This window comes from Streptomyces sp. PKA51, from assembly GCF_057552455.1.
Genome location: NZ_BAAJPZ010000030.1, coordinates 13,826 through 39,029, shown reverse-complemented (window position 1 = coordinate 39,029; position 25,204 = coordinate 13,826). Strand labels below are relative to the sequence as shown.

Sequence of the window (25,204 nt, the reverse complement as noted above, 5' to 3'; positions counted from 1 at the left end):
GCGGCGCGGGACCGCAGGCCGGGCACCGCACCGGCTAGCGCCGGACCGGCGCCCGTGGCGAGCAGCAGGCAGACGGACCACAGCAGACAGGCAGCACCCGCAACGGATTTCAGGTAGGTGAGGTCGTGACGGCGCCCAGGCAGCCCCGCCGCCCCGTCCCCGGGCCCGCGCGCCCGGCCGCGCGGCCCGCCCGTCCCCGCCCCGGCGCGCAGGCGCTGCGGCTGGGCAGCCCCCGGCCCCGGCTGCGCGCCATCGGCGTGGGGCTCACGCTGGTGATGCTGGTCTTCACCGTGCGCCTGCTGCAGGTGCAGGCCGTCGACGCCGACGCGTACGCCGCCCGGGCCAACCTCAACCGCTACATCCCCGTGACGCTGGCGGCCGAGCGGGGGGCCATCACCGACCGCACGGGCGTGGATCTGGCCACCACCGTCGACGCCTACGACATCACCGCCGCCCCCGACCTGCTCACCCCCGAGCGGATCAAGGCCGAGGGCGCCGCCCGGCAGGCCGCGGAGCTGCTGGCCCCGGTCCTGGCGGAGGAGGTGGACGTCCTCGAACAGAAGCTGACGGCGAACCCGAAGTCCAAGTACGTGGTCCTCGCCCGCCGCCAGACCCCGCAGACCTGGCGCAAGATCGCCCAGCTCAAGCAGGCCCAGGCGGACAAGGCCCGTCACGGCAAGGCCGCCAACGTCCTGGCCGGCGTCAACCGCGAGGCCCACAGCAAGCGCGTCTACCCCAACGGCGAGCTCGCCGCCGGCCTGCTGGGCTTCGTCAACGGCGACGGCCGCGGCGGCGGGGGCCTGGAGGCCCAGCTCGACGAGGTGCTGGCGGGCAGGAACGGCAAGCGCGTCTACGCCCAGTCCGGCGGTCGCCAGGTGCCCACCGGCGACGTCAAGGAGCAGGCCGCCGTCCCCGGCTCCGACGTCGAGCTGACCATCGACCGCGACATCCAGTGGGCCGCCCAGAACGCGGTCTCCCGGCAGGTGCGCGAGTCCGGCGCCGACCGCGGTTACGTCGTCGTCCAGGACACCCGCACCGGCGAGATCCTCGCCATGGCCGGCGCGCCCGGCTACGACCCCAACGACCTCGCCCACGCCGACCGCGCCGCGCTCGGCAACCCGGCCCTGCAGGACGCGTACGAGCCCGGCAGCGTCAGCAAGATCATGACCATGGCCGCCGTGCTGGAGGAGGGCGTGGCCACCCCGATGACGCACGTGGAGGTGCCCAACCGGCTGCCCCGGGCCGACCGCGCCTTCGCCGACGACATCGACCACCCCACCTGGCACCTGACCCTCAACGGCGTCCTGGCCAAATCCAGCAACATCGGCACCATCCTCGCCAGCGAGCAGCTCGGCAAGACGCGCGAGGAGGCCAACGAGGTCCTCTACACCTATCTGCGCAAATTCGGCATCGGCCGCCCCACGGGCCTGGACTTCCCCGGCGAGACCCCCGGCCTGCTCGCCAAGCCGGCCGACTGGAAGTCCTCCCGGGCCTACACCATCCCCTTCGGCCAGGGCCTGTCCCTCAACGCCGTCCAGGCCGCCTCGGTGTACTCCACCATCGCCGGCGGCGGCGAGCGCGTCCAGCCCTCCCTGGTCCGCGGCAGCAAGGGCCCCGACGGCCGCTTCACCCCCGCCCCCGCACCGCCGCGCACCCGGGTGATCAGCGAGAAGACCGCGCGCGAGCTCACCGGGATGCTGGAGTCGGTCGTCGACGACCAGGAGGGCACCGGCACCAAGGCGAAGATCCCCGGCTACCGCGTCGCCGGCAAGACCGGCACGTCCAACCGGGTGGACCCCACCACCGGCCGCTACCACGGCTACACCGCCTCCTTCGCCGGCTTCGCCCCCGCCGACGCGCCCCGGATCACGGTCTACTGCGCCCTGCAGAACCCCACCCGCGGCAGCTACTTCGGCGGGCAGGTCTGCGGCCCGGTCTTCAAGCAGGTCATGGAGTTCGCCCTGAAGACCCTCCAGATCCCCCCGTCCGGCTCGCAGCCGCCCCGGCTGCCGGTGAGCTACGACGGCCAGTGAAGCCGGAGCGGCCGTGACGACGATCACTCCCGATCACGGGAACCGCGGTCCGGAGCGCCCCTCGCTTCGCGACGAGGCGGGTGCGCCCGGTACGCTCACCGCCGTGCCACACGCTGATCAGTCCCACACCACCCCCCAGGCCGCCCCTCCCGCCACCCCGGGAGCGCCCCGGCCCGCCGGGGTCACTCCCGTGCCCCTCGCGGAGCTGGCGGGTCAGCTGGGCATCGCCGTGCCCGAGGGCGCCCGCGCCTTGCAGGTCACCGGCATCACCCACGACTCGCGGGCGGTGCGCCCGGGCGACGTCTACGCCGCCCTGCCCGGCGCCCGCTTCCACGGCGCCGACTTCGCGGCCCAGGCCGCGGGCCTGGGCGCCGCCGCCGTGCTGACCGACCCGGCCGGCGCCGAGCGCGCCGCCGCCACCGGGCTGCCCGTCCTCGTCGTCGACGCCCCGCGCGAGCGCATGGGCGCGCTGGCCGCCACGATCTACGGCGAGCCCGGCGAGGACCTGCTGCAGATCGGCATCACCGGCACCTCCGGCAAGACCACCACCGCGTACCTCATCGAGGGCGGGCTGGGCGCCCTGGCCGGCCCCACCGGCCTGATCGGCACGGTCGAGTCCCGCATCGCCGGCGAGCGGATCAAGTCCGAGCGCACCACGCCGGAGGCCACCGACCTGCAGGCGCTGTTCGCCGTGATGCGCGAGCGCGGCGTGCGCTCGGTGGCCATGGAGGTCTCCAGCCACGCCCTGCGGCTCGGCCGCGTCGACGGCTGCGTCTTCGACGTCGCGGTCTTCAACAACCTCAGCCCGGAGCACATGGAGTTCCACTCCGGCATGGAGGACTACTTCGCCGCCAAGGCGGAGCTGTTCACCAAGCAGCGCAGCCGCCTGGGCGTGGTCAACCTCGACGACGAGTACGGCCGCCGGCTGGCCCACGGCGAGGCGGAGGTCCCGGTGATCACCTTCTCGGCCGAGGGCCGCGAGGACGCCGACTGGCGCGCCACCGACGTCGAGATCGGCCCCTTCGACTCGACCTTCACCGTGCACGGCCCCCAGGGCGTGACCGTACGGGCCCGCTCGCCGCTCGCCGGCCCCTTCAACGTGGCCAACGCGCTCGCCGCGATCGTGGCGCTGGTCGCCGCCGGCGCCGATCCGCAGGCCGCCGCCGACGGCGTCGCCGCCGTGCCCGGCGTCCCCGGCCGCCTGGAGCGCGTCGACGCCGGCCAGCCCTACCTGGCGGTGGTCGACTACGCCCACAAGACGGATGCCGTCGAATCGGTTCTCCGTGCGCTGCGCACGGTCGGCACCGGCCGCGTGCACGCCGTCCTGGGCTGCGGCGGGGACCGCGACACCACCAAGCGGGCGCCCATGGGCGCGGCCCTGGCCAGGCTCGCCGACACCGCCGTGCTGACCTCCGACAACCCCCGCTCCGAGGATCCCCTCGCGATCCTCGCCACCATGCTTTCGGGCGCCGCCGAGGTGCCCGCCGCCGAACGCGGTGCCGTCCTCGTCCTGGAGGACCGCGCCGCGGCCATCGCCGCCGCCGTCGCCCGCGCCGAACCCGGCGACACCGTCGTGGTCCTGGGCAAGGGCCACGAACAGGGCCAGGACGTCGCCGGAGTGGTACGCCCCTTCGACGACCGCCGGGTGCTGCGCGAGGCCATCGAGCACAGCCGGGCGACCGCGCCTGCGACCAAGCACCGGAACGACCAGGGATGACCAACCGCCATGCGCGCACAACCCTCCCCCCGGCAGCTCTCCCGCACGACAGGAGGTGACGACCGGTGATCGCACTCTCCCTCGCGGAGATCGCCGCCATCACGGGCGGGCGGCCGCACGACATACCGGACCCGCAGTCGGTCGTGACCGGCCCGGTCGTCATCGACTCCCGCCAGGTGCGGCCCGGTGCGCTGTTCGCGGCGTTCGCCGGCGAGCGCGTCGACGGCCATGACTTCGCCGCCCGGGCGGTCGCCGACGGCGCCGTGGCCGTGCTGGCCGCCCGGCCCGTCGGCGTGCCCGCCGTCGTCGTCGACGACGTCGTCGCGGCCCTCGGCCGGCTCGCCCGGGCCGTCGTGGAGCGACTGGGCACCACCGTGGTGGGCCTGACCGGCTCCGCCGGCAAGACCAGCACCAAGGACCTCGTCGCCCAGCTGCTGCAGCACGCCGGCCCCACCGTGTGGACCCCCGGCTCGCTCAACAACGAGATCGGGCTGCCGCTGACCGCGCTGAGCGCCGACGAACAGACCCGGCACCTGGTGCTGGAGATGGGCGCCCGCGGCATCGGCCACATCCGCTACCTGGCCGAGCTCACCCCGCCGCGCATCGGCGTCGTGCTGAACGTGGGCACCGCCCACGTCGGCGAGTTCGGCGGCCGCGAGCAGATCGCCCAGGCCAAGGGGGAACTGGTCGAGGCGCTGCCCGCCGCCGAGGCCGGCGGCGTCGCCGTGCTCAACGCCGACGACCCGCTGGTGCGCGCCATGAGCAGCCGTACCAAGGCCCGCATCGTGCTCTTCGGCGAGGCGCCGGACGCCGCCGTGCGTGCCGAGGACGTCCGCCTCGACGAGCGCGGACGGCCCGCCTTCACGCTGCACACCCCCACCGGGTGCGGCGAGGTGACCATGCAGCTGTACGGTGAGCACCACGTGTCGAACGCGCTCGCCGCGGCCGCCGTCGCCCATGAGCTGGGCATGCCTGCCGAGGAGATCGCTTCCGTGCTCGGCGGTGCGGGCCAGCTCTCCCGCTGGCGGATGGAGGTCACCGAGCGCGCGGACGGCGTGACGATCGTCAACGACGCCTACAACGCCAACCCCGAGTCCATGCGGGCGGCGCTGCGCGCGCTGGCCGCCATGGGCGAGGCCGCCCGGGCTAGGGGCGGGCGTACGTGGGCAGTACTCGGTCGGATGGCCGAGCTGGGCGGGGAGTCACTCGCCGAGCACGACGCGGTCGGACGGCTCGCCGTCCGGCTCAACGTCAGCAAGCTCGTGGCAGTCGGGGGTCGGGAAGCGGCCTGGCTGCAGATGGGCGCCTACAACGAGGGTTCGTGGGGTGAGGAGTCGGTGCACGTGTCCGACGCGCAGGCGGCGGTCGACCTGTTGCGCAGTGAGCTGCGCCCGGGAGACGTCGTACTGGTGAAGGCGTCCAGGTCGGTGGGTCTGGAGCGGGTGGCCGACGCGCTGCTCGCGGTCGACGGTGAGGTCGCCGGTCGATGAACCAGATCCTCTTCGCGGGTGTCATCGGTCTGTTCCTGACCCTCATCGGCACCCCGCTGCTGATCAAGTTCCTCGCCCGCAAGGGCTACGGCCAGTTCATCCGGGACGACGGCCCGCGCACCCATGGCAGCAAGAAGGGCACGCCCACCATGGGCGGCATCGCCTTCATCCTCGCCACCCTCATCGCGTACGCCGTCACCAAGGTGATCACCAGCCAGTCGCCGACCACCTCGGGCCTGCTGGTGCTCTTCCTGACCGCCGGCATGGGCCTGGTGGGCTTCCTCGACGACTACATCAAGATCGTCAAGCAGCGCAGCCTGGGCCTGCGCGCCAAGGCGAAGATGGCCGGCCAGCTGATCGTCGGCATCGCCTTCGCGGTGCTCGCCCTGCAGTTCGCCGACACCCGGGGCCAGACCCCGGCCTCGACGCGGCTGTCGTTCACCCAGGACTTCGGCTGGTCCGTCGGCCCGGTGATCTTCGTGGTCTGGGCGCTGTTCATGATCCTCGCGATGTCGAACGGCGTGAACCTCACCGACGGCCTCGACGGCCTGGCCACCGGCGCCTCGGTGATGGTCTTCGGCGCCTACGTCTTCATCGGCACCTGGCAGCACGGCCAGTCCTGCGCCAACGCCCTGACCGCCGGCGCGTCCTGCTACGAGGTCCGCGATCCGCTCGACCTCGCGGTCGTCGCCTCCGCCCTGATGGGCTCCTGCTTCGGCTTCCTGTGGTGGAACACCTCGCCGGCCAAGATCTTCATGGGTGACACCGGCTCGCTCGCCCTCGGCGGTGCGCTCGCGGGCCTGGCGATCTGCTCCCGCACCGAGCTGCTGCTCGCGCTCCTCGGCGGCCTGTTCGTCCTGATCACCATGTCCGTGATCATCCAGGTCGGCTCGTTCCGCCTGACCGGTAAGCGCGTCTTCCGGATGGCCCCGCTGCAGCACCACTTCGAACTCAAGGGGTGGAGCGAGGTCCTGGTCGTGGTCCGCTTCTGGATCATCCAGGGCCTGTGCGTGGCCGTCGGCCTCGGAATCTTCTACGCCGGATGGTTGGCCATCAAGTGAGCACCGCACAGTACAGCGGCAAGCACATCACCGTCGCCGGTCTCGGCGTGAGCGGCGTCAGCGCCGCCCGCGCCCTGGCCGGCCTCGGCGCGCGCGTCACCGTCGTCGACGGCGGCGACGGCGAGGCCCTGCGCGAGCGGGCCGCCTTCCTCGACTCCCAGGGCATCACCGTCCGCCTCGCGGACGCCGACACCCTGCCCGAGGGCACCGACCTCGTCGTCACCTCGCCCGGCTGGCGGCCCGACAGCCCGCTGTTCGCGGCGGCCGCCGCGGCCGGCGTCGAGGTCGTCGGGGACGTGGAGGTCGCCTGGCAGCTGCGCGGCGAGGGCGCCGCCCCGTGGCTGGCGATCACCGGCACCAACGGCAAGACCACCACCGTCCAGATGCTGGCCTCCATCCTGCAGGCCGCCGGGCTGCGCACGGCCGCCGTCGGCAACATCGGCACGCCCATCATCGACGTGGTGCTCGGCGAGCAGCAGTACGACGTGCTCGCGGTCGAGCTCTCCAGCTACCAGCTGCACTGGGCGCCCTCGCTGCGCGCCCACTCCGCGGCCGTCCTCAACGTCGCCCCCGACCACCTCGACTGGCACGGCTCCCTGGACGCCTACGCCGCCGACAAGGGCCGCATCTACGAGGGCAACACGGTCGCCTGCGTCTACAACGTCGAGGACCCGGCCACCGAGCGCCTGGTGATGGCGGCCGACGTCGAGGAGGGCTGCCGGGCCATCGGCTTCACCCTCGGCGCCCCCGGCCCGTCCATGCTGGGCGTGGTCGACGACCTCCTGGTCGACCGGGCCTTCGTCGCCGACCGGCACCACCAGGCGCAGGAGCTCGCCCAGGTCTCCGACATCGCGCCCGCCGCCGGCCCGGCCGCCCCGCACAACATCGCCAACGCGCTGGCCGCCGCCGCCCTGGCGCGCGCCTTCGGCGTGGAGCCCGTGGCCGTCCGGGAGGGCCTGCGGGCCTTCCGCCCGGACGCCCACCGCATCGCCCACGTCGCCGACGTGGGCGGCGTGGCCTACGTGGACGACTCCAAGGCCACCAACCCGCACGCCGCCCAGGCGTCCCTGGCCGCGTACGAGTCGGTGGTGTGGATCGCCGGCGGCCTGGCCAAGGGAGCGACCTTCGACGAGCTGGTGGCCGCCTCCGCGAAGCGGCTGCGCGGCGCCGTCCTCATCGGGGCCGACCGGGCGCTGATCCGGCAGGCGCTGGCGCGACACGCCCCGGATGTGCCGGTGGTCGACCTCGAACGGACCGACACTGGGGCGATGGCCGCGGCGGTCCGCGAGGCGACGCGGCTGGCGGGGCCGGGGGACACCGTCCTGATGGCCCCGGCCTGTGCGTCGATGGACATGTTCACCAACTACAGCAAGCGCGGCGAGGCCTTCGCCGAGGCGGTACGGGAGCTGGCCGCCGGCCGCGACGGCGAGCGGTAGCGGCCGCCCGCCGGCGGTGCGGGCGCCGCGCTTGCCACCATGACGAGCGCGGCGGCCCGGGCCCGGCAGCGGATCCGGGCGGCCCTGACCAGCGAAGGGGCGACCCGGAATGCACGCGCAGCACGCCGAGAACGCCATGACGCCGCTTCTGCGCGGCCAGGCGGCCCGCTCCCGGCCCGCACGGGCCCCGCGGCCGGCCGGCCGCGGCTTCGGCAGCCCCTCGCCCCGGCGCCCCGGGCGCGGCGGGCCCGGCGGCCTGCGCACTCTGCACGCCCGGGCCCGGCGGGCCTGGGACCGGCCGCTGACCGCCTACTACCTCGTCCTCGGCGGCTCGCTGCTGATCATCGTGCTGGGCCTGGTGATGGTCTACTCGGCCTCCCAGATCAAGGCCCTGCAGAACGGCCTGGCACCCAGCTACTTCTTCCGCAAGCAGCTGCTGGCCGCCGCCATCGGCACCGTGCTGCTGCTCGCGGCGGCCCGTACGCCCGTACGGCTGCTGCGGGCGCTGGCGTACCCGCTGCTGGCCGTCTCCGTCTTCCTGCTGTGCCTGGTGCAGGTGCCGGGCATCGGCGAGACCATCAACGGCAACACCAACTGGATCTCCCTCGGCGGGCCCTTCCAGCTGCAGCCCAGCGAGTTCGGCAAGCTCGCCCTCGTCCTGTGGGGCGCCGACCTGCTGGCCCGCAAGCACTCCAAGAAGCTGCTCGGCCAGTGGAAGCACCTGCTGGTGCCGCTGGTGCCGGTCACCTTCCTGCTGCTGGGCCTGATCATGCTGGGCGGCGACATGGGCACCACCGTGGTGCTCACCGCCGTGCTGCTGGGCCTGCTGTGGATCGCCGGCGCCCCCACCCGGCTGTTCGCCGGCGTCTTCGGCGTCACCGCCGCCTTGGCCATGCTCTTCATCAAGACCAGCGCCAACCGCATGTCCCGCCTGGAGTGCATCGGCGCCACCGATCCCGGGGTCAACGACCAGTGCTGGCAGGCCGTGCACGGCATCTACGCGCTGGCCAACGGCGGCTGGTTCGGTGCCGGTCTCGGGGCGAGTGTGGAGAAATGGGGTGAACTGCCCGAGCCCCACACCGACTTCATCTTCGCGATCACCGGCGAGGAGCTGGGGCTTGCAGGGACGCTGTCGGTGCTCGCCCTGTTCGCGGCTCTAGGCTATGCGGGTATCCGCGTGGCCGGACGCACGGAGGACCCCTTCGTGAGGTACGCCGCGGGAGGCGTGACCACCTGGATCACGGCACAGGCCGTGGTGAACATCGGTGCGGTGCTCGGCCTGCTGCCGATCGCCGGGGTCCCCCTCCCGCTGTTCTCCTACGGAGGGTCCGCCCTGCTGCCGACCATGTTCGCCATCGGGCTGCTCATCGCCTTCGCACGCGACGAACCCGGTGCGCGGGCGGCACTGGCCATGCGGCAGCCTGGGGTGAGATGGAAGACGATGAGACGGCGCGTCAAGAAGCGGCCGTCCGGAGAGCGGTGAATTTCGGTGCATGTCGTACTCGCCGGCGGGGGGACCGCCGGCCACATCGAGCCCGCGCTCGCCCTCGCGGACGCCCTGCGCAGGCAGGACCCGACCGTGGGGATCACGGCGCTCGGCACGGAGCGGGGCCTGGAGACCCGCCTGGTGCCCGAGCGGGGCTACGAACTCGGGCTCATCCCGGCGGTGCCGCTGCCCCGCAAGCCCACCCCGGAGCTGATCACCGTCCCCGGGCGGCTGCGCGGCACGATCAAGGCCGCCGAGCAGATCCTGGAGCGCACCCGGGCCGACTGCGTGGTCGGCTTCGGCGGCTACGTGGCCCTGCCGGGCTACCTGGCGGCCAAGCGGCTGGGCGTGCCGATCATCGTCCACGAGGCCAATGCCCGTCCGGGCCTGGCCAACAAGATCGGCTCGCGCTACGCCTCGGCGGTCGCGGTGTCCACCCCGGACAGCAAGCTGCGCAACGCGCGCTACGTGGGCATCCCGCTGCGCCGCACGATCGCGACCCTGGACCGGGTCGCCATGCGCCCGCAGGCCCGGGCCGCCTTCGGGCTGGACCCCAACCTGCCCACGCTGCTGGTCTCCGGCGGCTCCCAGGGTGCGCGGCGGCTGAACGAGGTCGTCCAGAACGTCGTGCCGTTCCTGCAGCGCGCCGGGGTGCAGGTGCTGCACGCGGTCGGCCCGAAGAACGAACTGCCGCGCGTGGACAACATGCCCGGAATGCCCCCTTACGTCCCGGTATCGTATGTTGACCGGATGGACCTCGCGTACGCCGCGGCCGACATGATGCTCTGCCGCGCGGGCGCGATGACCGTCGCGGAGCTGTCCGCCGTCGGCCTGCCGGCGGCCTACGTCCCGCTGCCCATCGGCAACGGCGAGCAGCGGCTCAACGCCCAGCCGGTGGTCAAGGCGGGCGGTGGCCTGCTGGTCGACGACGCCGAGCTCACCCCCGAGTGGGTGACGTCCCACGTGCTCCCGGTGCTCACCGACCCGCACCGGCTGTACGAGATGTCCCGGTCCGCCGCCGAGTTCGGCCGGCGCGACGCCGACGAGCTGCTCGTCGGCATGGTGTACGAGGCGGTCGCCGCAGCGCGCAGGGCGGGCTGACGACCCGTAGGAGCAGGAGGCTGGGAGCGTGGCCGGACCGACGACCGCCCGGCGCGGCGGTGAGAAGAAGACGAAGGCCGCGAAGGGCGCCGGCGCCGCGAAGGGGGCCCGGCCGGGCGCGGGCGCCAAGGCGTCGGCCCGGCCCGCCCGCCCCGCCCGCGGCCGCGTCCGCCTGCTCCCACTCCTGCCGTCCCGCCGCACCCGGCGGGGCGGCAGGAGCCGTACGGCTCCGCTCGGGCGCCGCGGCCTGCTCCTGCGGGCCGGCGCCGGGCTGCTCCTCCTCGGGGCGGTCGTGTGGGTGCTGTACGGCTCCAGCTGGCTGCGGGTCACTCGTGTGGAGGTCAGTGGCACCACCACGCTGACGCCCGACCAGGTGCGCGAGGCGGCCGAGGTGCCGCTCGGTCAGCCCCTGGTCGCCGTGGACGGCGACGCCGTCGAGGCGCGGCTGCTCGCCCGGCTGCGGCGCATCGCCTCGGTCGATGTCGAGCGGTCCTGGCCGCACACGATCGGTCTGAAAGTGACCGAACGGGAGCCCAAGGCCCTGCTCGAAAAGGGCGGTAAGTACATCGAAATCGACAGCGCGGGCGTGCGGTTCGCCACAGTCGACCGGGCCCGACCGGGCGTGCCGCGCCTCGTGGTCGAACAGGACGATTCGCCCAGCAACCGTCGTTTCGGCACCGAGCGGCTGGAGCGCGAGGCGGTCCGGGTGGCCGCCGGGCTGCCCCCCGCCGTGCGCAAGGACACCCAGGTCATCCGCGTACGCTCGTACGACGCCATCACCGTGGAACTGACGGGGGATCGGACGGTGGTCTGGGGCAGTGGGGAGCGCGGCGACGCCAAGGCCCGTACGCTCGTTGCCCTGATGAAGGCCGCTCAGGGCGCGAAGCGCTTCGACGTCAGCGCTCCGGCCGCCCCCGCGGTGTCCGGGAGTTGACGCCGGGAGCGACCGGCCAGCACCCTGGTTGGCTACGGCTATGGGTGATCACATAGGGTGAAAAGAAAAACGGGAGGTTCGGCGTGTTCGTTGAAGACGCGCCGCTTGTCGACTTAGTGTCCTGGTTCAGAGAACCCAGGGAACAGTGGCACCGGTAACCCTAAACTTCAACGTTAGGGTTCGGGTCGGCATTGAGAACCGCCCCCAGGCATACGTAACTCGAGGCGAGAGGCCTTCGACGTGGCAGCACCGCAGAACTACCTCGCAGTCATCAAGGTCGTCGGCATCGGCGGCGGTGGCGTCAACGCCATCAACCGGATGATCGAGGTCGGTCTCAAGGGCGTCGAGTTCATCGCGATCAACACCGATGCACAGGCCCTGCTGATGAGCGACGCCGACGTGAAGCTCGACGTCGGCCGCGAACTCACGCGCGGCCTCGGCGCCGGCGCGAACCCCGATGTCGGCCGCAAGGCGGCCGAGGACCACCGCGAGGAGATCGAGGAGGTCCTCAAGGGGGCCGACATGGTCTTCGTCACCGCCGGCGAGGGCGGCGGCACCGGCACCGGTGGCGCGCCCGTGGTCGCCAACATCGCCCGTTCCCTGGGCGCCCTGACGATCGGTGTGGTCACCCGCCCGTTCACCTTCGAGGGCCGCCGGCGCGCCAACCAGGCCGAGGACGGCATCGCGAGCCTGCGCGACGAGGTCGACACCCTCATCGTCATCCCCAACGACCGGCTGCTGTCCATCTCGGACCGCCAGGTGAGCGTGCTCGACGCGTTCAAGTCCGCGGACCAGGTGCTGCTGTCCGGTGTCCAGGGCATCACCGACCTGATCACCACCCCGGGCCTGATCAACCTCGACTTCGCGGACGTGAAGTCCGTGATGTCCGAGGCCGGCTCGGCCCTGATGGGCATCGGCTCCGCCCGCGGCGACGACCGCGCGGTGGCGGCGGCCGAGATGGCCATCTCCTCGCCGCTGCTGGAGGCGTCCATCGACGGCGCCCGGGGCGTGCTGCTGTCCATCTCCGGCGGCTCCGACCTCGGCCTCTTCGAGATCAACGAGGCCGCCCAGCTGGTCAGCGAGGCCGCCCACCCCGAGGCCAACATCATCTTCGGTGCCGTCATCGACGACGCCCTCGGCGACGAGGTGCGCGTGACGGTCATCGCCGCCGGCTTCGACGGCGGCCAGCCGCCGGCCAAGGGCAGCCGCGACAAGGTGCTCGGCTCCACCTACGGCTCGGCCCGCGAGGACAGCGCCCCGTCCGCGCCCGTCTCGCGCCCGGTCGCCGCGCCGGAGCCGGCCCGTCCGTCCTTCGGCGGGCTGGGCAACGTCACCCCGCGCACCGAGGAGCCCGCCCCGGTCGACCCGGCGCCGGTGGCCGAGGTCCCCCCGCCGCCGGTCGCCTCCCCGCAGGTGCCCCCGGCCCGGCCGTACCAGGACTCCACCGCCGAGGAACTGGACGTCCCCGACTTCCTGAAGTGACCCCCGTGCCCGACGGCCACCAAGCCCGACGGCACCTCACGGAACGGCTGACCGGCACCGAGTGATAGGGCAACAGCACATCGTGCCCCCCGTACACCACGTGGCACACGCAAGCGGCGCGCACTTCGCCTTCACCTCCCGGTGGGGCGGAGTGAGCGCCGCTCCGTATGCGGAGCTCAACCTCGGCGGCGCGGTCGGCGACGACCCCGCCGCCGTACGGACCAACCGTGCGCGCGCGGCCGAGGCCCTCGGCCTGGACGCGGCGCAGGTCGTCTGGATGAACCAGGTGCACGGCGCGGACGTGGCCGTGGTGGACGGACCGTGGCGCAGCGAGCCGGTCCCGGCGGTCGACGCGGTCGTGACGACCCGTCGGGGCCTGGCGCTCGCGGTGCTCACCGCCGACTGCACCCCCGTCCTGCTGGCCGACCCGGTGGCCGGCGTCACCGGCGCCGCCCACGCGGGCCGGCCGGGCCTGGTCGCCGGGGTGGTGCCGAACACCGTGGCGCGGATGGTCGAGCTGGGCGCGGAGCCGGGCCGGATCGTCGCCCACATCGGCCCGTCCGTGTGCGGCCGGTGCTACGAGGTGCCCGAGGCGATGCGCGCCGAGGTCGCCGCGGTGGTGCCCGAGGCCCGGGCCACCACCCGGCAGGGGACGCCGGCCGTGGACGTCGCCGCCGGGGTCGAGGCCCAGCTGGGCCGAACGGGTGTCAAGGTCGCGGGCCGGTCCGGGGTGTGCACGCTGGAGTCCGCGGACCACTTCTCCTACCGGCGCGAGCGCACCACGGGCCGGCTGGCGAGCTACGTCTGGCTGGAGGCGGGGGCATGACGGACCGCAAGGACCAGCTGGCCGAGAACCTCGCCCGGGTGGAGGAACGTATCTCCACCGCCTGTGCCGCGGCCGGCCGGGCACGCGAGGAGGTCACGCTCATCGTGGTCACCAAGACCTATCCGGCGAGCGACGTGCGCCTGCTCGCCGAGCTGGGGGTGCGTCATGTCGCCGAGAACCGCGACCAGGACGCCGCCCCCAAGGCCGCGGAGTGCTCGGATCTGCCCCTTACCTGGCACTTCGTCGGTCAGCTGCAGACGAACAAGGTCCGGTCGGTGGTGAATTACGCCGACATGGTGCACTCCATTGACCGAAGCAGACTGGTCACGGCCCTGTCGGCCGCGGCCGACCGGGCCGGCCGGGAGCTCGGCTGCCTCATCCAGGTGGCGCTCGACGCCGGGACGCAGGAGCGCGGGGAGAGAGGGGGCGTCGCACCCGGCGGCGTCCTCGCCCTGGCCGATGCGATCGCCGAGGCGGAAGGGCTGCGAGTGGCGGGACTGATGACGGTCGCTCCGCTCGCGGGCGAGTTCGCGGGCAGACCCCGGGCCGCGTTCGACAGGCTGATGGAAATCGCAACGGACCTGCGCGCGACCCATCCGGCTGGGAACATGGTCTCCGCAGGGATGAGCGCGGACCTCGAGGACGCCATTGCGGCCGGTGCGACACATGTACGTGTCGGCTCGGCGGTACTCGGAGTCCGACCCCGGCTCGGGTAACGTCGCCAGGAAGTCGGACCACAGCAGAAAATATGGTCATTCCCGCCAAAAGGCGGGCGGACCACGTGGATCCGGGCGCCGTTGACGGAGCCGATCCACCACAGAGCGGAGGACGCAGAGAATGGCCGGCGCGATGCGCAAGATGGCGGTCTACCTCGGCCTCGTGGAGGACGATGGGTACGACGGCCCGGGGTTCGACCCCGACGACGAGTTCGAGCCCGAGCCGGAGCCGGACCGGCGCCGGCAGCACCAGGCACATCAAGCACAACAGACGCAATCGGACGAACCGGTTCGAGTCGCCCAGCCGCCCGCGCAGCGCGAACCCGCTCCGCTGACAGCGGAAGCGGGACGACCCGCCCGAATCGCCCCCGTGTCGTCCATCACACCCGAACGCCACTCTCTGGAGAAGAACGCACCGGTGATCATGCCCAAGGTTGTGTCCGAGCGGGAGCCCTACCGCATCACGACGTTGCACCCTCGGACCTACAACGAGGCCCGTACCATCGGGGAACACTTCCGCGAGGGCACTCCGGTGATCATGAATCTCACCGAGATGGACGACACCGACGCGAAGCGTCTGGTCGACTTCGCGGCCGGCCTGGTGTTCGGACTCCACGGGAGCATCGAGCGGGTGACGCAGAAGGTGTTTCTGCTGTCTCCTGCTAACGTCGATGTCACGGCGGAGGACAAAGCCCGCATCGCAGAGGGTGGGTTCTTCAACCAGAGCTGAGACGCAAGTCCGGGCAATCCGGACAACGGCCAGTCAGGCCACGGTACGAGCAAGGGGAGAGGGAAGCGCGAGATGGGCATCGCACAGCAGGTGATCTACATCGCGCTGTACTGCTTCCTCATCGTGCTGATCTTCCGACTGGTGATGGACTACGTCTTCCAGTTCGCCCGCTCATGGCAACCCGGTAAGGCGATGGTGGTGCTCCTCGAGGCCACCTACACTGTCACCGATCCGCCACTCAAGCTTCTGCGGCGGGTCATCCCGCCGCTGCGTCTCGGGGGCGTAGCGCTCGACCTGTCCTTCTTCGTACTGATGATCATCGTCTACATCCTGATCACCGTCGTGAGCCGGCTGTGAACGCGGCTGTGAACGATACGGTCTTGCCGATTGCCGACGACAACGTTGAGGTGAAGAAGAGATGCCGCTGAGCCCCGAGGACGTGCGGAACAAGCAGTTCACGACCGTCCGCCTCCGAGAAGGCTATGACGAGGACGAGGTCGATGCCTTCCTCGACGAGGTCGAGGCAGAACTGACCCGCCTGCTCCGCGAGAACGAGGACCTGCGCGCCAAGCTGGCCGCCGCAACGCGTGCCGCCGCGCAGAACCAGCAGCAGGCCATGCGCAAGCCCGAGCCGCAGGACCAGCGTCCGGGTGCTCCGGTGCCCGCCGCCATATCGGGACCGCAGCCGGTGCCGCCGAACCAGCAGCAGATGGGCGGCCCGCCGCAGCTTCCGGGCGGTGCCCCGCAGCTGCCGGCCGGCCCCGGCGGCCACGGCCACGGTCCCCAGGGCCCGCACGGTCCCGGCCCGATGGGACAGAACGGTCCGATGGGTGGCCCGATGGGCGGACCCATGGGACAGAACGGACCGATGGGGCAGAACCCCATGGGCCAGAACGGCCCCATGGGCGGCCCCCAGCTGCCGCAGCCGGGCCAGGGCCCGGGTGGCGACAGCGCAGCCCGTGTCCTCTCCCTCGCTCAGCAGACGGCCGATCAGGCGATCGCGGAGGCCCGTTCCGAGGCCAACAAGATCGTCGGCGAGGCCCGCAGCCGTGCCGAGGGCCTGGAGCGCGACGCCCGCGCCAAGGCGGACGCCCTCGAGCGGGACGCGCAGGAGAAGCACCGCGTGGCCATGGGCTCCCTGGAGTCCGCCCGCGCCACGCTGGAGCGCAAGGTCGAGGACCTGCGCGGCTTCGAGCGCGAGTACCGCACGCGGCTGAAGTCCTACCTGGAGAGCCAGCTGCGCCAGCTGGAGAACCAGGCGGACGACTCGCTGGCCCCGCCGCGCACCCCGGCCGCCGCGTCGCTGCCGCCGGCCCCTTCCATGAGCGGGTCGATGGCCTCGGCCGGTGCCGGTATGGGCGGCCACTCCATGGGTGGCAACTCCATGGGCGGCAACCAGACCATGGGCGGCCACGGCGGCCCGTCGTCGGGCACCCCGTCGTACGGCGGTCAGCAGCAGATGTCGCCGGCCATGACGCAGCCGATGGCACCGGTGCGGCCGCAGGGCCCGCAGCCGATGCAGGCGCCGTCGCCGATGCGGGGTTTCCTGATCGACGAGGACGACAACTGACGGGTTAGCCCGTCGGCACACATGGGCCGGGCCCCTGGGAATCCCAGGGGCCCGGCCCATTTCGTCACCTCATGGCAACGGCGAAGGCCCCCGGCGCTGCGCGCCGGGGGCCTTCGTTCACCCGATTGCTTACGCCTTACGGAGGCGGAACGTCAGTCCGAGGCCCTCGTCGGTGAACGGCTCGCCGTAGGAGTCGTCCGCGTCACCGGAGGCGAAGTCGGTCGCCAGGACCTCGTCCGCGATCAGGCCCGCGTGCTCGGTCAGCGCGGTCACCGTCTCCTCGTCGGTGGACGCCCACCGCAGGGCGATCCGGTCGGCCACGTCCAGGCCGCTGTTCTTGCGCGCCTCCTGGATCAGCCGGATCGCGTCGCGGGCCAGGCCCGCGCGCCGCAGCTCCGGGGTGATCTCCAGGTCCAGGGCCACCGTGGCACCCGAGTCGGAGGCCACCGACCAGCCCTCGCGCGGCGTCTCGGTGATGATCACCTCGTCGGGAGCCAGCTCGACCCGCTCGCCGTCGACCTCCACGGACGCCGTGCCCTCGCGCAGCGCCAGCGACAGGGCCGCCGCGTCGGCCGCGGCGATCGCCTTGGCCACCGCCTGCACGCCCTTGCCGAAGCGCTTGCCCAGCGCACGGAAGTTCGCCTTCGCCGTCGTGTCGACCAGCGAACCGCCGACCTCCGACAGGGACGCCAGCGAGGAGACGTTCAGCTCCTCGGCGATCTGCGCCCGCAGCTCCTCGCCCAGCGACTCGAAGCCGGCCGCCGCGACCAGCGCGCGCGACAGCGGCTGGCGCGTCTTGACGCCGGACTCGGCGCGCGTGGCGCGGCCCAGCTCGACCAGGCGCCGGACCAGCACCATCTGCTTCGACAGCTCCGCGTCGATCAGCGCGCTGTCGGCCTGCGGCCACGACGACAGGTGGACGGAGTCCGGGGCCTGCGGCTCCACCGGCACGACCAGGTCCTGCCACACGCGCTCGGTGATGAACGGCACCAGCGGCGCCATCAGCTGCGTGACCGTGCGGACGACCTCGTGCAGCGTGCGCAGCGCGGCCGGCTCGCCCTGCCAGAAGCGGCGGCGCGAGCGGCGGACGTACCAGTTGGACAGGTCGTCGACGAACGACGACAGCAGCTTGCCCGCGCGCTGGGTGTCGTAGGCCTCCAGGGCCTGCGTGACCTGCTCGGTGAGCGTGTTCAGCTCGCCGAGCAGCCAGCGGTCGATCAGCGGGCGGTCGGCCGGCGCCGGGTCGGCCCCGCTCGGCGCCCAGCCGGACGTGCGGGCGTACAGGGCCTGGAAGGCGACGGTGTTCCAGTAGGTGAGCAGCGTCTTGCGCACCACCTCCTGGATCGTGCCGTGACCGACGCGGCGCGCCGACCACGGGGAGCCGCCGGCCGCCATGAACCAGCGGACCGCATCCGCGCCGTGCTGGTCCATCAACGGGATCGGCTGGAGGATGTTGCCCAGGTGCTTGGACATCTTCCGGCCGTCCTCGGCCAGGATGTGACCGAGGCAGACCACGTTCTCGTACGACGACTTGTCGAAGACGAGCGTGCCCACCGCCATCAGGGTGTAGAACCAGCCGCGGGTCTGGTCGATGGCCTCGGAGATGAACTGCGCCGGGTAGCGCTTCTCGAACAGCTCCTTGTTCTTGTACGGGTAGCCCCACTGGGCGAACGGCATCGAGCCCGAGTCGTACCAGGCGTCGATGACCTCCGGCACGCGGACGGCGGTGTGCGCGCAGCCCTCGGCCGTACAGGTGAAGGTCACCTCGTCGATGAACGGGCGGTGCGGGTCCAGGCCGCTGCGGTCGGTGCCGGTCAGCTCCGACAGCTCCGCCAGCGAACCGACGCAGGTCAGGTGCCCCTCCTCGCAGCGCCAGATGGGCAGCGGAGTGCCCCAGTAGCGGTTGCGGGACAGCGCCCAGTCGATGTTGTTGTTCAGCCAGTCGCCGAAGCGGCCGTGCTTGACCGACTCGGGGAACCAGTTGGTCTGCTCGTTCTCCTGGAGCAGCCGGTCCTTGATCGCGGTCGTCCGGATGTACCAGGACGGCTGTGCGTAGTAGAGCAGCGCGGTGTGGCAGCGCCAGCAGTGCGGGTAGCTGTGCTCGTAGGCGATGTGCTTGAACAGCAGACCGCGCTCGGACAGGTCCGCGACGAGCTTCTCGTCGGCCTTCTTGAAGAACAGGCCGCCGACCAGGCCGAGGCCCTCCTCGAAGGTGCCGTCCGGACGGACCGGGTTCACCACCGGCAGGTCGTAGGCCCGGCAGGTCCTCAGGTCGTCCTCACCGAAGGCGGGCGCCTGGTGCACCAGACCGGTGCCGTCCTCCGTCGTGACGTACTCGGCGTTGACGACGAAGTTCGCGCCCTCCAGCTCGACCAGGTCGAACGGGCGGCGGTAGGCCCAGCGCTCCATCTCGCGGCCGCTGAAGCTCTGGCCGGTGGCCGTCCAGCCCTCGCCGAGGGCCTTCTCCAGCAGCGGCTCGGCCACGACCAGCTTCTCGTTGCCGTCGGTCGCCACGACGTAAGTGACGTCGGGGTGCGCGGCGGCGGCCGTGTTCGACACCAGCGTCCACGGGGTGGTCGTCCACACCAGCAGCGACGCCTCGCCGGCCAGCGGGCCGGAGGTCAGCGGGAAGCGGACGAAGACGGAGGGGTCCACGACCGTCTCGTAGCCCTGCGCCAGCTCGTGGTCGGACAGGCCGGTGCCGCAGCGGGGGCACCAGGGGGCGACGCGGTGGTCCTGGACCAGCAGGCCCTTGTTGAAGATCTCCTTCAGCGACCACCAGACGGACTGGACGTAGTCCGGGTCCATCGTCCGGTAGGCGTCGTCCAGGTCGACCCAGTAGCCCATGCGCGTGGTCAGCTCGGCGAACGCGTCCGTGTGGCGGGTCACCGACTCGCGGCACTTCGCATTGAACTCGGCGATGCCGTACGCCTCGATGTCCTGCTTGCCGGAGAAGCCCAGCTCCTTCTCGACGGCGAGCTCCACCGGCAGACCGTGGCAGTCCCAGCCGGCCTTGCGGCCCACGTGGTAGCCCTGCATCGTCCGGAACCGGGGGAAGACGTCCTTGAAGACGCGCGCCTCGATGTGATGGGCGCCGGGCATGCCGTTCGCGGTCGGCGGGCCCTCGTAGAAGACCCACTCGGGGCGGCCCTCGGACTGCTCGAGGGTACGGGCGAAGGTCTTGTTCTCACGCCAGAACTCGAGCACGGCGTGCTCGAGCGCGGGCAGGTCGACCTGTGCGGGTACCTGGCGGTACTGCGTCATCGGCTCCTCCGGCGGGACGATTGGTGCGCTGTCCGTCGGAGGGACGAGATGCGCCGTCGCGCTCCCGCGGTACCACCCTCCTTGGCCGCGGACGCCTCGTGTGCCGTCCCCGGCCCCCTCATTGGGCCGCGATGCCGGTTCTACTGACCCCGCACGGGGTGTTCCTCCGGCGGCTCCGGGCTGATCTTCACGACCGCGCACACCTCCGGGCTCCCACCGTCCCCGGCTCGCTGCTGGCTGCGTGCGGCGCTACTGGTCCCATCGACGCCTTTCGCTGCGCCCAGTGTACGGGGCGCACGCCTGGGCGGCCGACCCATTTGAGGGCCGGAGGCGGGGCGCACGCCCCCGGACCGGCGTGCCCCGTTGCCGCATGCCGTGCGCCGATTTATCGTTCCCGCACGATTTGCGCGCAAGATCATAAAATGTGAAGGGGTAGCGGCATGGCGGAAAAGTCGACGACGCGCAAGTCGGCTGCGCCTCCGGCCGCCGCCGGGAAGAAGACGACGGCCGCCAAGGCGGCCGGGAAGAAAACGACGGCCGCACCGTCCGGAGGCGGGAAGAAGGCGACGGCCAAGGCCGCCCCCGCGAGGGCCACCAAGGCGGCCGGGAAGACGACGCCCGCACCATCCGGAGGCGGGAAGAAGACGACCGGCCCGGCCGCAAAGCGAGCCGCGGCACCGGCGACCAAGAAGGCCGCGCCTGGCAAGAAGGCGGCCGGTCCGGCTGCGCCGCAGGCCGACGCGGCACCCGCGAAGAAGGCGGTGGCCAAGAAGGCGGCGGCGAAGAAGGCCGTGCCCGGCAAGAAGGCGGCGGTCGCGCCGTCCGGAGGCGCGGCAGCCGCAAAGGGTGGCGCCAAGAAGGCGCCCGCGGCGAAGAGGACGGCGGCCAAGGCCGCCCCCGCGAAGAAGGCCGCAGCGGGAGCCGAGGCACCGGCGGCCCCGCCCGCGAAGAAGGCGGTGGCCAAGAAGGCCGTGCCCGGCAAGAAGACGGCCGGTTCGGCGGCGGCCCCGCCCGCGAAGAAGACGGCGGCCAAGAAGGTCCCGCCGGGCAAGAAGGCAGCCGCGCCGTCCGAAAGCGCGGCACCGGCGGCGGGCGGCGCCAAGAAGACGGCCGCCAAGGCTGCCGCGCCCGGCAAGAAGGCGGCGGTCAAGAAGGCGGCCGAGCAGCCTGAAAACGCCGCCCCGGCGGCAGGCGGCGCCAAGGCCGCGGCGGCCAAGAAGGCTGCGCCCGGCAAGAAGGCCGTCGGCTCTGCCGCGCCGCAGGCCCACGCGGCCGCCGCCACGGGTGCGCGGGCCGGCAAGAAGGCCGCAGCCGGCCGGGCGGCGGGCCCCGCCGAGGAGGTGCCGCCCGGTGCGGGCGGCGGCACCGCCGGGGCGGAGGGGGTGGCTGGGCACGGGGAGAGCGTCGCATCGGCCAAAAAGGGGGCGGGGGCGGGGAAGTCGGCCGTTGCGGGGAAGACTGCCACGGTGACCGAGGCGCAGGCCGCCGAGGGCACCGCGCGGGCCCGTGGGGGTTCCGTGGTGAAGAAGGCCCCGGCCGCCCCGGCCGCTGCGGCCGAGGAGTCCGCACCGGCGGCGACGGCGGTGCCCGCTGAACAGACGGGAGCCAGGACGGTGGCTGCGAAGAAGACCATGGGTGCGAAGGTTCCGGGGGCCCGGGCGGTGGCGCCGGGGGAGCTCGTGGTGCGGCCGGGGGAGGAGCCCTGGTCGCCGGCGGAGGTGGCGGAGGCCCGGACGCTCCTGTCGGAGGAGATGCTGCGGTTGCGGTCGGAGATCGAGGCGTCGGAGGCGGCGATCAGCGGTCTGATGCGGGATTCCGGTGACGGGGCGGGCGACGATCAGGCGGACACGGGGACGAAGAACATCACCCGGGAGCACGAACTGGCCCTGGCGGCGAACGCCCGCGAGATGCTGGTGCAGACGGAGCGGGCGCTGGAGCGGCTGGAGGCCGGTACGTACGGCCGGTGCGAGAACTGCGGCAATCCGATCGGCAAGGCGCGGATGCAGGCGTTCCCGCGGGCCACGTTGTGCGTGGAGTGCAAGCAGCGGCAGGAACGCCGCTGACCGGCGCCCCGGCGCGTGCCGTACCCTCGTCCTCAGTCAGCAGGACGACACTCCAGGGACTCACGTGACTGAGGCGGAACAGACCGGACGGCCCACCGAGGCGGCGGCCGGCGGGGAGGCCGGGCCCAGGGGCCGGCGGCGGATCGCGGTGCTGCTGGTCGTGGCCGCCCTGGCCTATCTGCTGGATCTGGGCAGCAAGCTGCTGGTGGTGGCCCATCTGGAGCACCACGATCCGATCCGGGTGATCGGCACGTGGCTGCAGCTGGAGGTGATCCGCAACCGGGGTGCGGCGTTCGGCATCGGCGAGGCGATGACCATCGTCTTCACGGTCATCGCCGCGGCGGTGATCGTGGCGATCGCCCGGATCGCCCGCAAGCTGTACAGCCTGCCGTGGGCGGTCGCGCTGGGGCTGCTGCTCGGCGGGGCGCTGGGCAATCTCACCGACCGGCTGTTCCGTTCGCCGGGCGGTTTCGAGGGCGGCGTGGTGGACTTCATCGCGCCCGCGCACTTCGCGGTCTTCAACCTCGCGGATTCGGCGATCGTCTGCGGCGGGATCCTCATCGTGATCCTGTCGTTCCGGGGCCTGGACCCGGACGGCACCGTCCACAACGACTGAGCCCGGGACGGGCGCCGTGCGCCCGTCCGTCATACTCGACGGGTGAGCACGATTCCCGAGACCCGCGCCCTCCCCGTACCCGATGGCCTGGAGGGCGAGCGCGTCGACGCCGCGATCGCCCGAATGTTCGGCTTTTCCCGCACCAAGGCCGCCGAGCTGGCCGCCGCGGGCAAGGTCCAGGTGGACGGGGCGGTGGCGGGGAAGTCCGACCGGGTGACCGGGGGTGCCTGGCTGGAGGTCGAGATGCCGGCGCCGCCGGCGCCGGTGCAGGTGGTCGCCGAGCCCGTGGAGGGCATGGAGATCGTCCATGACGACGACGACATCGTCGTGATCGTCAAGCCGGTGGGCGTGGCCGCGCACCCCAGCCCGGGCTGGACGGGCCCGACGGTCATCGGGGGGCTGGCCGCGGCGGGCTACCGCATCTCCACCTCGGGTGCCGCGGAGCGCCAGGGCATCGTGCACCGCCTGGACGTGGGCACGTCCGGCCTGATGGTGGTGGCCAAGTCCGAGCGGGCGTACTCCCTGCTGAAGCAGCAGTTCCGCGAGCGTACGGTCGACAAGCGCTACCACGCGCTGGTGCAGGGCCACCCGGACCCGATGAGCGGCACGATCGACGCGCCGATCGGCCGTCACCCGCACCACGACTACAAGTGGGCGGTCATCGCCGACGGCAAGCCGTCGGTCACCCACTACGACCTGATCGAGGCGTTCCGGGCGGCCAGCCTGCTGGACATCAAGCTGGAGACGGGCCGCACCCACCAGATCCGGGTGCACATGTCCGCGCACCGTCACCCGTGCGTCGGCGACCTGACCTACGGCGCGGACCCGACGATGGCCAAGCGCCTGAAGCTGACCCGCCAGTGGCTGCACGCGGTGCGGCTGGGCTTCGAGCACCCCTCGGACGGCCGCTGGGTGGAGTTCGAGAGCGCCTACCCGGACGACCTGCAGTACGCCTTGGACAGGGTGCGCGCCGAGAGCGCATAGCGTCAGGGGCCCGTGGGGCGGGCGGGGCGCGGTTGAGGCAGGCTGGAGGAGGTCTGTTCGATCGCACCGACCCGCCCGGAGGGCATCCGTGGACCAGCTCGCCCTGCTGTTCGTCCTCCTGCTCGGCGCGCTGGTCACGGTGCCGCTGGGGGACCGGCTGGGAGTGCCGTCCCCGGTCCTGATGACGATCGGCGGGATCGTCCTGGCCCTGCTGCCGTTCGTGCCGAACGTGGACATCCCGCCGGAGTACATCCTCCCGCTGGTGCTCCCGCCCCTGCTGTACGCCACCGCCCAGCGCACCTCGTGGCGGCAGTTCGCGGCCAACAAGCGGCCGATCTTCCTGCTGGCGGTCGCGCTGGTCTTCGTCACGACCGCGGCCGTCGCCGCCGTGGCCAATGTGATCGTGCCCGGCATCTCCGTCGCCGCCGCCGTGGCCCTGGGCGCGCTGGTGGCGCCCCCGGACCCGGTCGCCGTCACCTCCGTCGCCGGCGAGCTGGGCCTGCCGCGCCGCCTGGTGTCCATCCTGGAGGGCGAGGGCCTCTTCAACGACGTCACGGCCATCGTGCTCTACCACGTGGCCATCGCCGCGGCCGTCAGCGGCACCTTCTCGGTACCGCAGGCCATCGGCGCGCTGGTGCTCTCGGCGGTGGTGGCCGTCGCCGTCGGCCTGGCCCTGGGCTGGGCCGCGCGGCGGCTGATGACCGTCCTGGGCGACGCCACCCTGCAGATCGGCCTGACCCTGCTGGTGCCGTTCGTCTCCTACGTCCTGGCCGAGGAGCTCAAGGGCTCGGGCGTCCTGGCCGTGCTGACCACCGCCCTGTACCTGGCCGAGTACACGCACGACCCCGACGACGTGCTGGGCCGGCTGGCCGGGCACACCTTCTGGGAGGTCGTCGACACCCTCGTCACGGGTGTCGCCTTCGGCCTCGTCGGCCTGGAACTGCACAACGCCGTCAGTACGGCCTCCGGCCGCTGGGGCGAGATGCTGGCCATCGGCGGCAGCGTGGTCGCGGTGGTCGTGGGCGTACGGCTGATGTGGCTGCTGCCCGCCGCCTGGCTGACGAAGAAGCTGCACAAGCGCCGGGACGTCGACGAGGAGATCCTGGTCAGCTGGCGCGAGACGGTCGTGGCCTGGTGGTCCGGCATGCGCGGGGTGGCGACCGTCGCCCTGGCCCTGGCCATCCCGCTGACCAAGCAGGACAAATCCGCCTTCCCGGCCCGCTCGGAGATCCTCTTCATCGCGTTCGCGGTCATCATCGTCACCCTCGTCGTCCAGGGCCTGACCCTGCCGCGGCTGGTGAGGATGCTCGGGGTCAGCGAGGACACCGACGCCAGCCGGGAGCTGGAGCGGCAGCTGGCCGCCCGGGCGGCGAAGGCGGCCCGGCACCGGCTGATGGAGATCGTCGAGGCCGAGGACCTCTCCGAGGACATGATGGAGGCGCTCGGCCGGCGGGCCTACGACATCGGCGCGCGCATCAGCCCCGACATGGTCGACGAGGAGCGCCGCGAGGCGCAGGCGCAGCGCGTCGCCCGGCTGCGCACGCTGCACCGGGTGCAGGCCGAGCTGCTCTCGGCGGCCCGGCGCGAGGTCATCGCCGCCCGCAGCGAGACGGGCATGGACCCGGAGGTCGTCGACCGGGTGCTGCGGCACCTGGACGAGCGGACCCTGCGCGGCATCTGAGGGGCGGCCGCCTC

Annotated in this window: 19 protein-coding genes; 18 read left to right on the top strand and 1 reads right to left on the bottom strand. The window is 72.6% G+C overall.

Features of this window, described 5'->3' with window-relative positions:
* Positions 1 to 125 precede the first annotated feature (125 nt).
* From AC27L3_RS27905 to AC27L3_RS27840, 14 genes are all read left to right on the top strand, one after another.
* Entirely contained in the window at positions 126 to 2,033 is a 1,908-nt protein-coding gene (locus tag AC27L3_RS27905) for a peptidoglycan D,D-transpeptidase FtsI family protein (RefSeq protein WP_487236843.1), read from the top strand.
* 13 nt (positions 2,034 to 2,046) lie between these two features.
* Entirely contained in the window at positions 2,047 to 3,750 is a 1,704-nt protein-coding gene (locus AC27L3_RS27900; protein ID WP_487236842.1) for a UDP-N-acetylmuramoyl-L-alanyl-D-glutamate--2,6-diaminopimelate ligase, read from the top strand.
* 65 nt (positions 3,751 to 3,815) lie between these two features.
* The gene (locus tag AC27L3_RS27895) at positions 3,816 to 5,240 is read left to right on the top strand and encodes a UDP-N-acetylmuramoyl-tripeptide--D-alanyl-D-alanine ligase (protein ID WP_487236841.1); all 1,425 of its coding nucleotides are present in this window, start codon (positions 3,816 to 3,818) and stop codon (positions 5,238 to 5,240) included.
* Positions 5,237 to 6,301, top strand: a complete 1,065-nt coding sequence (gene mraY, locus AC27L3_RS27890; RefSeq protein ID WP_344439255.1) for a phospho-N-acetylmuramoyl-pentapeptide-transferase — start codon at positions 5,237 to 5,239, stop codon at positions 6,299 to 6,301. Before AC27L3_RS27895 ends, mraY begins: the two co-directional genes overlap by 4 nt.
* Positions 6,298 to 7,737: a UDP-N-acetylmuramoyl-L-alanine--D-glutamate ligase gene (gene murD / locus AC27L3_RS27885; protein ID WP_487236840.1), complete on the top strand. Its 1,440-nt coding sequence runs from the start codon at positions 6,298 to 6,300 to the stop codon at positions 7,735 to 7,737. The genes mraY and murD overlap by 4 nt, the downstream gene beginning before the upstream one ends.
* Before the next feature lie 109 nt (positions 7,738 to 7,846).
* Positions 7,847 to 9,220 carry a putative lipid II flippase FtsW gene (gene ftsW, locus AC27L3_RS27880; protein WP_487236839.1) on the top strand — a complete coding sequence of 458 codons (1,374 nt, stop codon included), beginning with the start codon at positions 7,847 to 7,849 and terminating at the stop codon, positions 9,218 to 9,220.
* Positions 9,221 to 9,226: 6 nt separating this feature from the next.
* Complete coding sequence (gene murG / locus AC27L3_RS27875) at positions 9,227 to 10,324, top strand: undecaprenyldiphospho-muramoylpentapeptide beta-N-acetylglucosaminyltransferase (RefSeq protein WP_344439251.1); 1,098 nt, start codon at positions 9,227 to 9,229, stop codon at positions 10,322 to 10,324.
* 28 nt (positions 10,325 to 10,352) lie between these two features.
* Complete coding sequence (locus AC27L3_RS27870) at positions 10,353 to 11,258, top strand: cell division protein FtsQ/DivIB (protein WP_487236838.1); 906 nt, start codon at positions 10,353 to 10,355, stop codon at positions 11,256 to 11,258.
* Positions 11,259 to 11,498: 240 nt separating this feature from the next.
* Complete coding sequence (gene ftsZ, locus AC27L3_RS27865) at positions 11,499 to 12,740, top strand: cell division protein FtsZ (protein WP_487236837.1); 1,242 nt, start codon at positions 11,499 to 11,501, stop codon at positions 12,738 to 12,740.
* Between the two features lie 61 nt (positions 12,741 to 12,801).
* Positions 12,802 to 13,566: a peptidoglycan editing factor PgeF gene (pgeF, locus tag AC27L3_RS27860; RefSeq protein WP_487236836.1), complete on the top strand. Its 765-nt coding sequence runs from the start codon at positions 12,802 to 12,804 to the stop codon at positions 13,564 to 13,566.
* Positions 13,563 to 14,282, top strand: a complete 720-nt coding sequence (locus tag AC27L3_RS27855; protein ID WP_487236835.1) for a YggS family pyridoxal phosphate-dependent enzyme — start codon at positions 13,563 to 13,565, stop codon at positions 14,280 to 14,282. Before pgeF ends, AC27L3_RS27855 begins: the two co-directional genes overlap by 4 nt.
* 121 nt (positions 14,283 to 14,403) lie before the next feature.
* Positions 14,404 to 15,012, top strand: coding sequence for a cell division protein SepF (locus AC27L3_RS27850; protein ID WP_487236834.1), 609 nt, complete (start codon positions 14,404 to 14,406; stop codon positions 15,010 to 15,012).
* 72 nt (positions 15,013 to 15,084) lie between these two features.
* Positions 15,085 to 15,369, top strand: coding sequence for a YggT family protein (locus tag AC27L3_RS27845; protein ID WP_086567466.1), 285 nt, complete (start codon positions 15,085 to 15,087; stop codon positions 15,367 to 15,369).
* A 61-nt stretch (positions 15,370 to 15,430) separates the two neighbouring features.
* Positions 15,431 to 16,582 (top strand): DivIVA domain-containing protein, encoded by a 1,152-nt coding sequence (locus AC27L3_RS27840; RefSeq protein ID WP_365968307.1) that lies wholly within the window; start codon positions 15,431 to 15,433, stop codon positions 16,580 to 16,582.
* A 129-nt stretch (positions 16,583 to 16,711) separates the two neighbouring features.
* Here AC27L3_RS27840 and ileS read toward each other — a convergent pair whose 3' ends face one another.
* Positions 16,712 to 19,846 carry an isoleucine--tRNA ligase gene (ileS, locus tag AC27L3_RS27835; protein WP_487236833.1) on the bottom strand — a complete coding sequence of 1,045 codons (3,135 nt, stop codon included), beginning with the start codon at positions 19,844 to 19,846 and terminating at the stop codon, positions 16,712 to 16,714.
* A gap of 440 nt (positions 19,847 to 20,286) precedes the next feature.
* On the opposite strand from ileS, the gene AC27L3_RS27830 reads away from it, so the two are divergent.
* From AC27L3_RS27830 to AC27L3_RS27815, 4 genes are all read left to right on the top strand, one after another.
* On the top strand, positions 20,287 to 21,909 hold the full coding sequence (locus tag AC27L3_RS27830; RefSeq protein ID WP_487236832.1) for a TraR/DksA family transcriptional regulator: 1,623 nt from the start codon (positions 20,287 to 20,289) through the stop codon (positions 21,907 to 21,909).
* Positions 21,910 to 21,973: 64 nt separating this feature from the next.
* Positions 21,974 to 22,525 (top strand): signal peptidase II, encoded by a 552-nt coding sequence (gene lspA / locus AC27L3_RS27825; RefSeq protein ID WP_487236831.1) that lies wholly within the window; start codon positions 21,974 to 21,976, stop codon positions 22,523 to 22,525.
* Between the two features lie 42 nt (positions 22,526 to 22,567).
* Positions 22,568 to 23,509 carry an RluA family pseudouridine synthase gene (locus AC27L3_RS27820; protein WP_487236830.1) on the top strand — a complete coding sequence of 314 codons (942 nt, stop codon included), beginning with the start codon at positions 22,568 to 22,570 and terminating at the stop codon, positions 23,507 to 23,509.
* A gap of 88 nt (positions 23,510 to 23,597) precedes the next feature.
* The gene (locus AC27L3_RS27815; RefSeq protein ID WP_487236829.1) at positions 23,598 to 25,190 is read left to right on the top strand and encodes a Na+/H+ antiporter; all 1,593 of its coding nucleotides are present in this window, start codon (positions 23,598 to 23,600) and stop codon (positions 25,188 to 25,190) included.
* The last annotated feature ends 14 nt before the right edge of the window (positions 25,191 to 25,204 follow it).

What these genes read in the sequence shown, in the direction of transcription:
- mraY (WP_344439255.1), top strand. Translation starts at nt 5,237, where the DNA reads ATGAACCAGATCCTCTTCGCGGGTGTCATCGGTCTGTTCCTGACCCTC.
- ftsW (WP_487236839.1), top strand. Translation starts at nt 7,847, where the DNA reads ATGCACGCGCAGCACGCCGAGAACGCCATGACGCCGCTTCTGCGCGGC.
- AC27L3_RS27855 (WP_487236835.1), top strand. Translation starts at nt 13,563, where the DNA reads ATGACGGACCGCAAGGACCAGCTGGCCGAGAACCTCGCCCGGGTGGAG.
- AC27L3_RS27850 (WP_487236834.1), top strand. Translation starts at nt 14,404, where the DNA reads ATGGCCGGCGCGATGCGCAAGATGGCGGTCTACCTCGGCCTCGTGGAG.
- AC27L3_RS27845 (WP_086567466.1), top strand. Translation starts at nt 15,085, where the DNA reads ATGGGCATCGCACAGCAGGTGATCTACATCGCGCTGTACTGCTTCCTC.
- AC27L3_RS27840 (WP_365968307.1), top strand. Translation starts at nt 15,431, where the DNA reads ATGCCGCTGAGCCCCGAGGACGTGCGGAACAAGCAGTTCACGACCGTC.
- ileS (WP_487236833.1), bottom strand. Translation starts at nt 19,846, where the DNA reads ATGACGCAGTACCGCCAGGTACCCGCACAGGTCGACCTGCCCGCGCTC.
- AC27L3_RS27830 (WP_487236832.1), top strand. Translation starts at nt 20,287, where the DNA reads ATGGCGGAAAAGTCGACGACGCGCAAGTCGGCTGCGCCTCCGGCCGCC.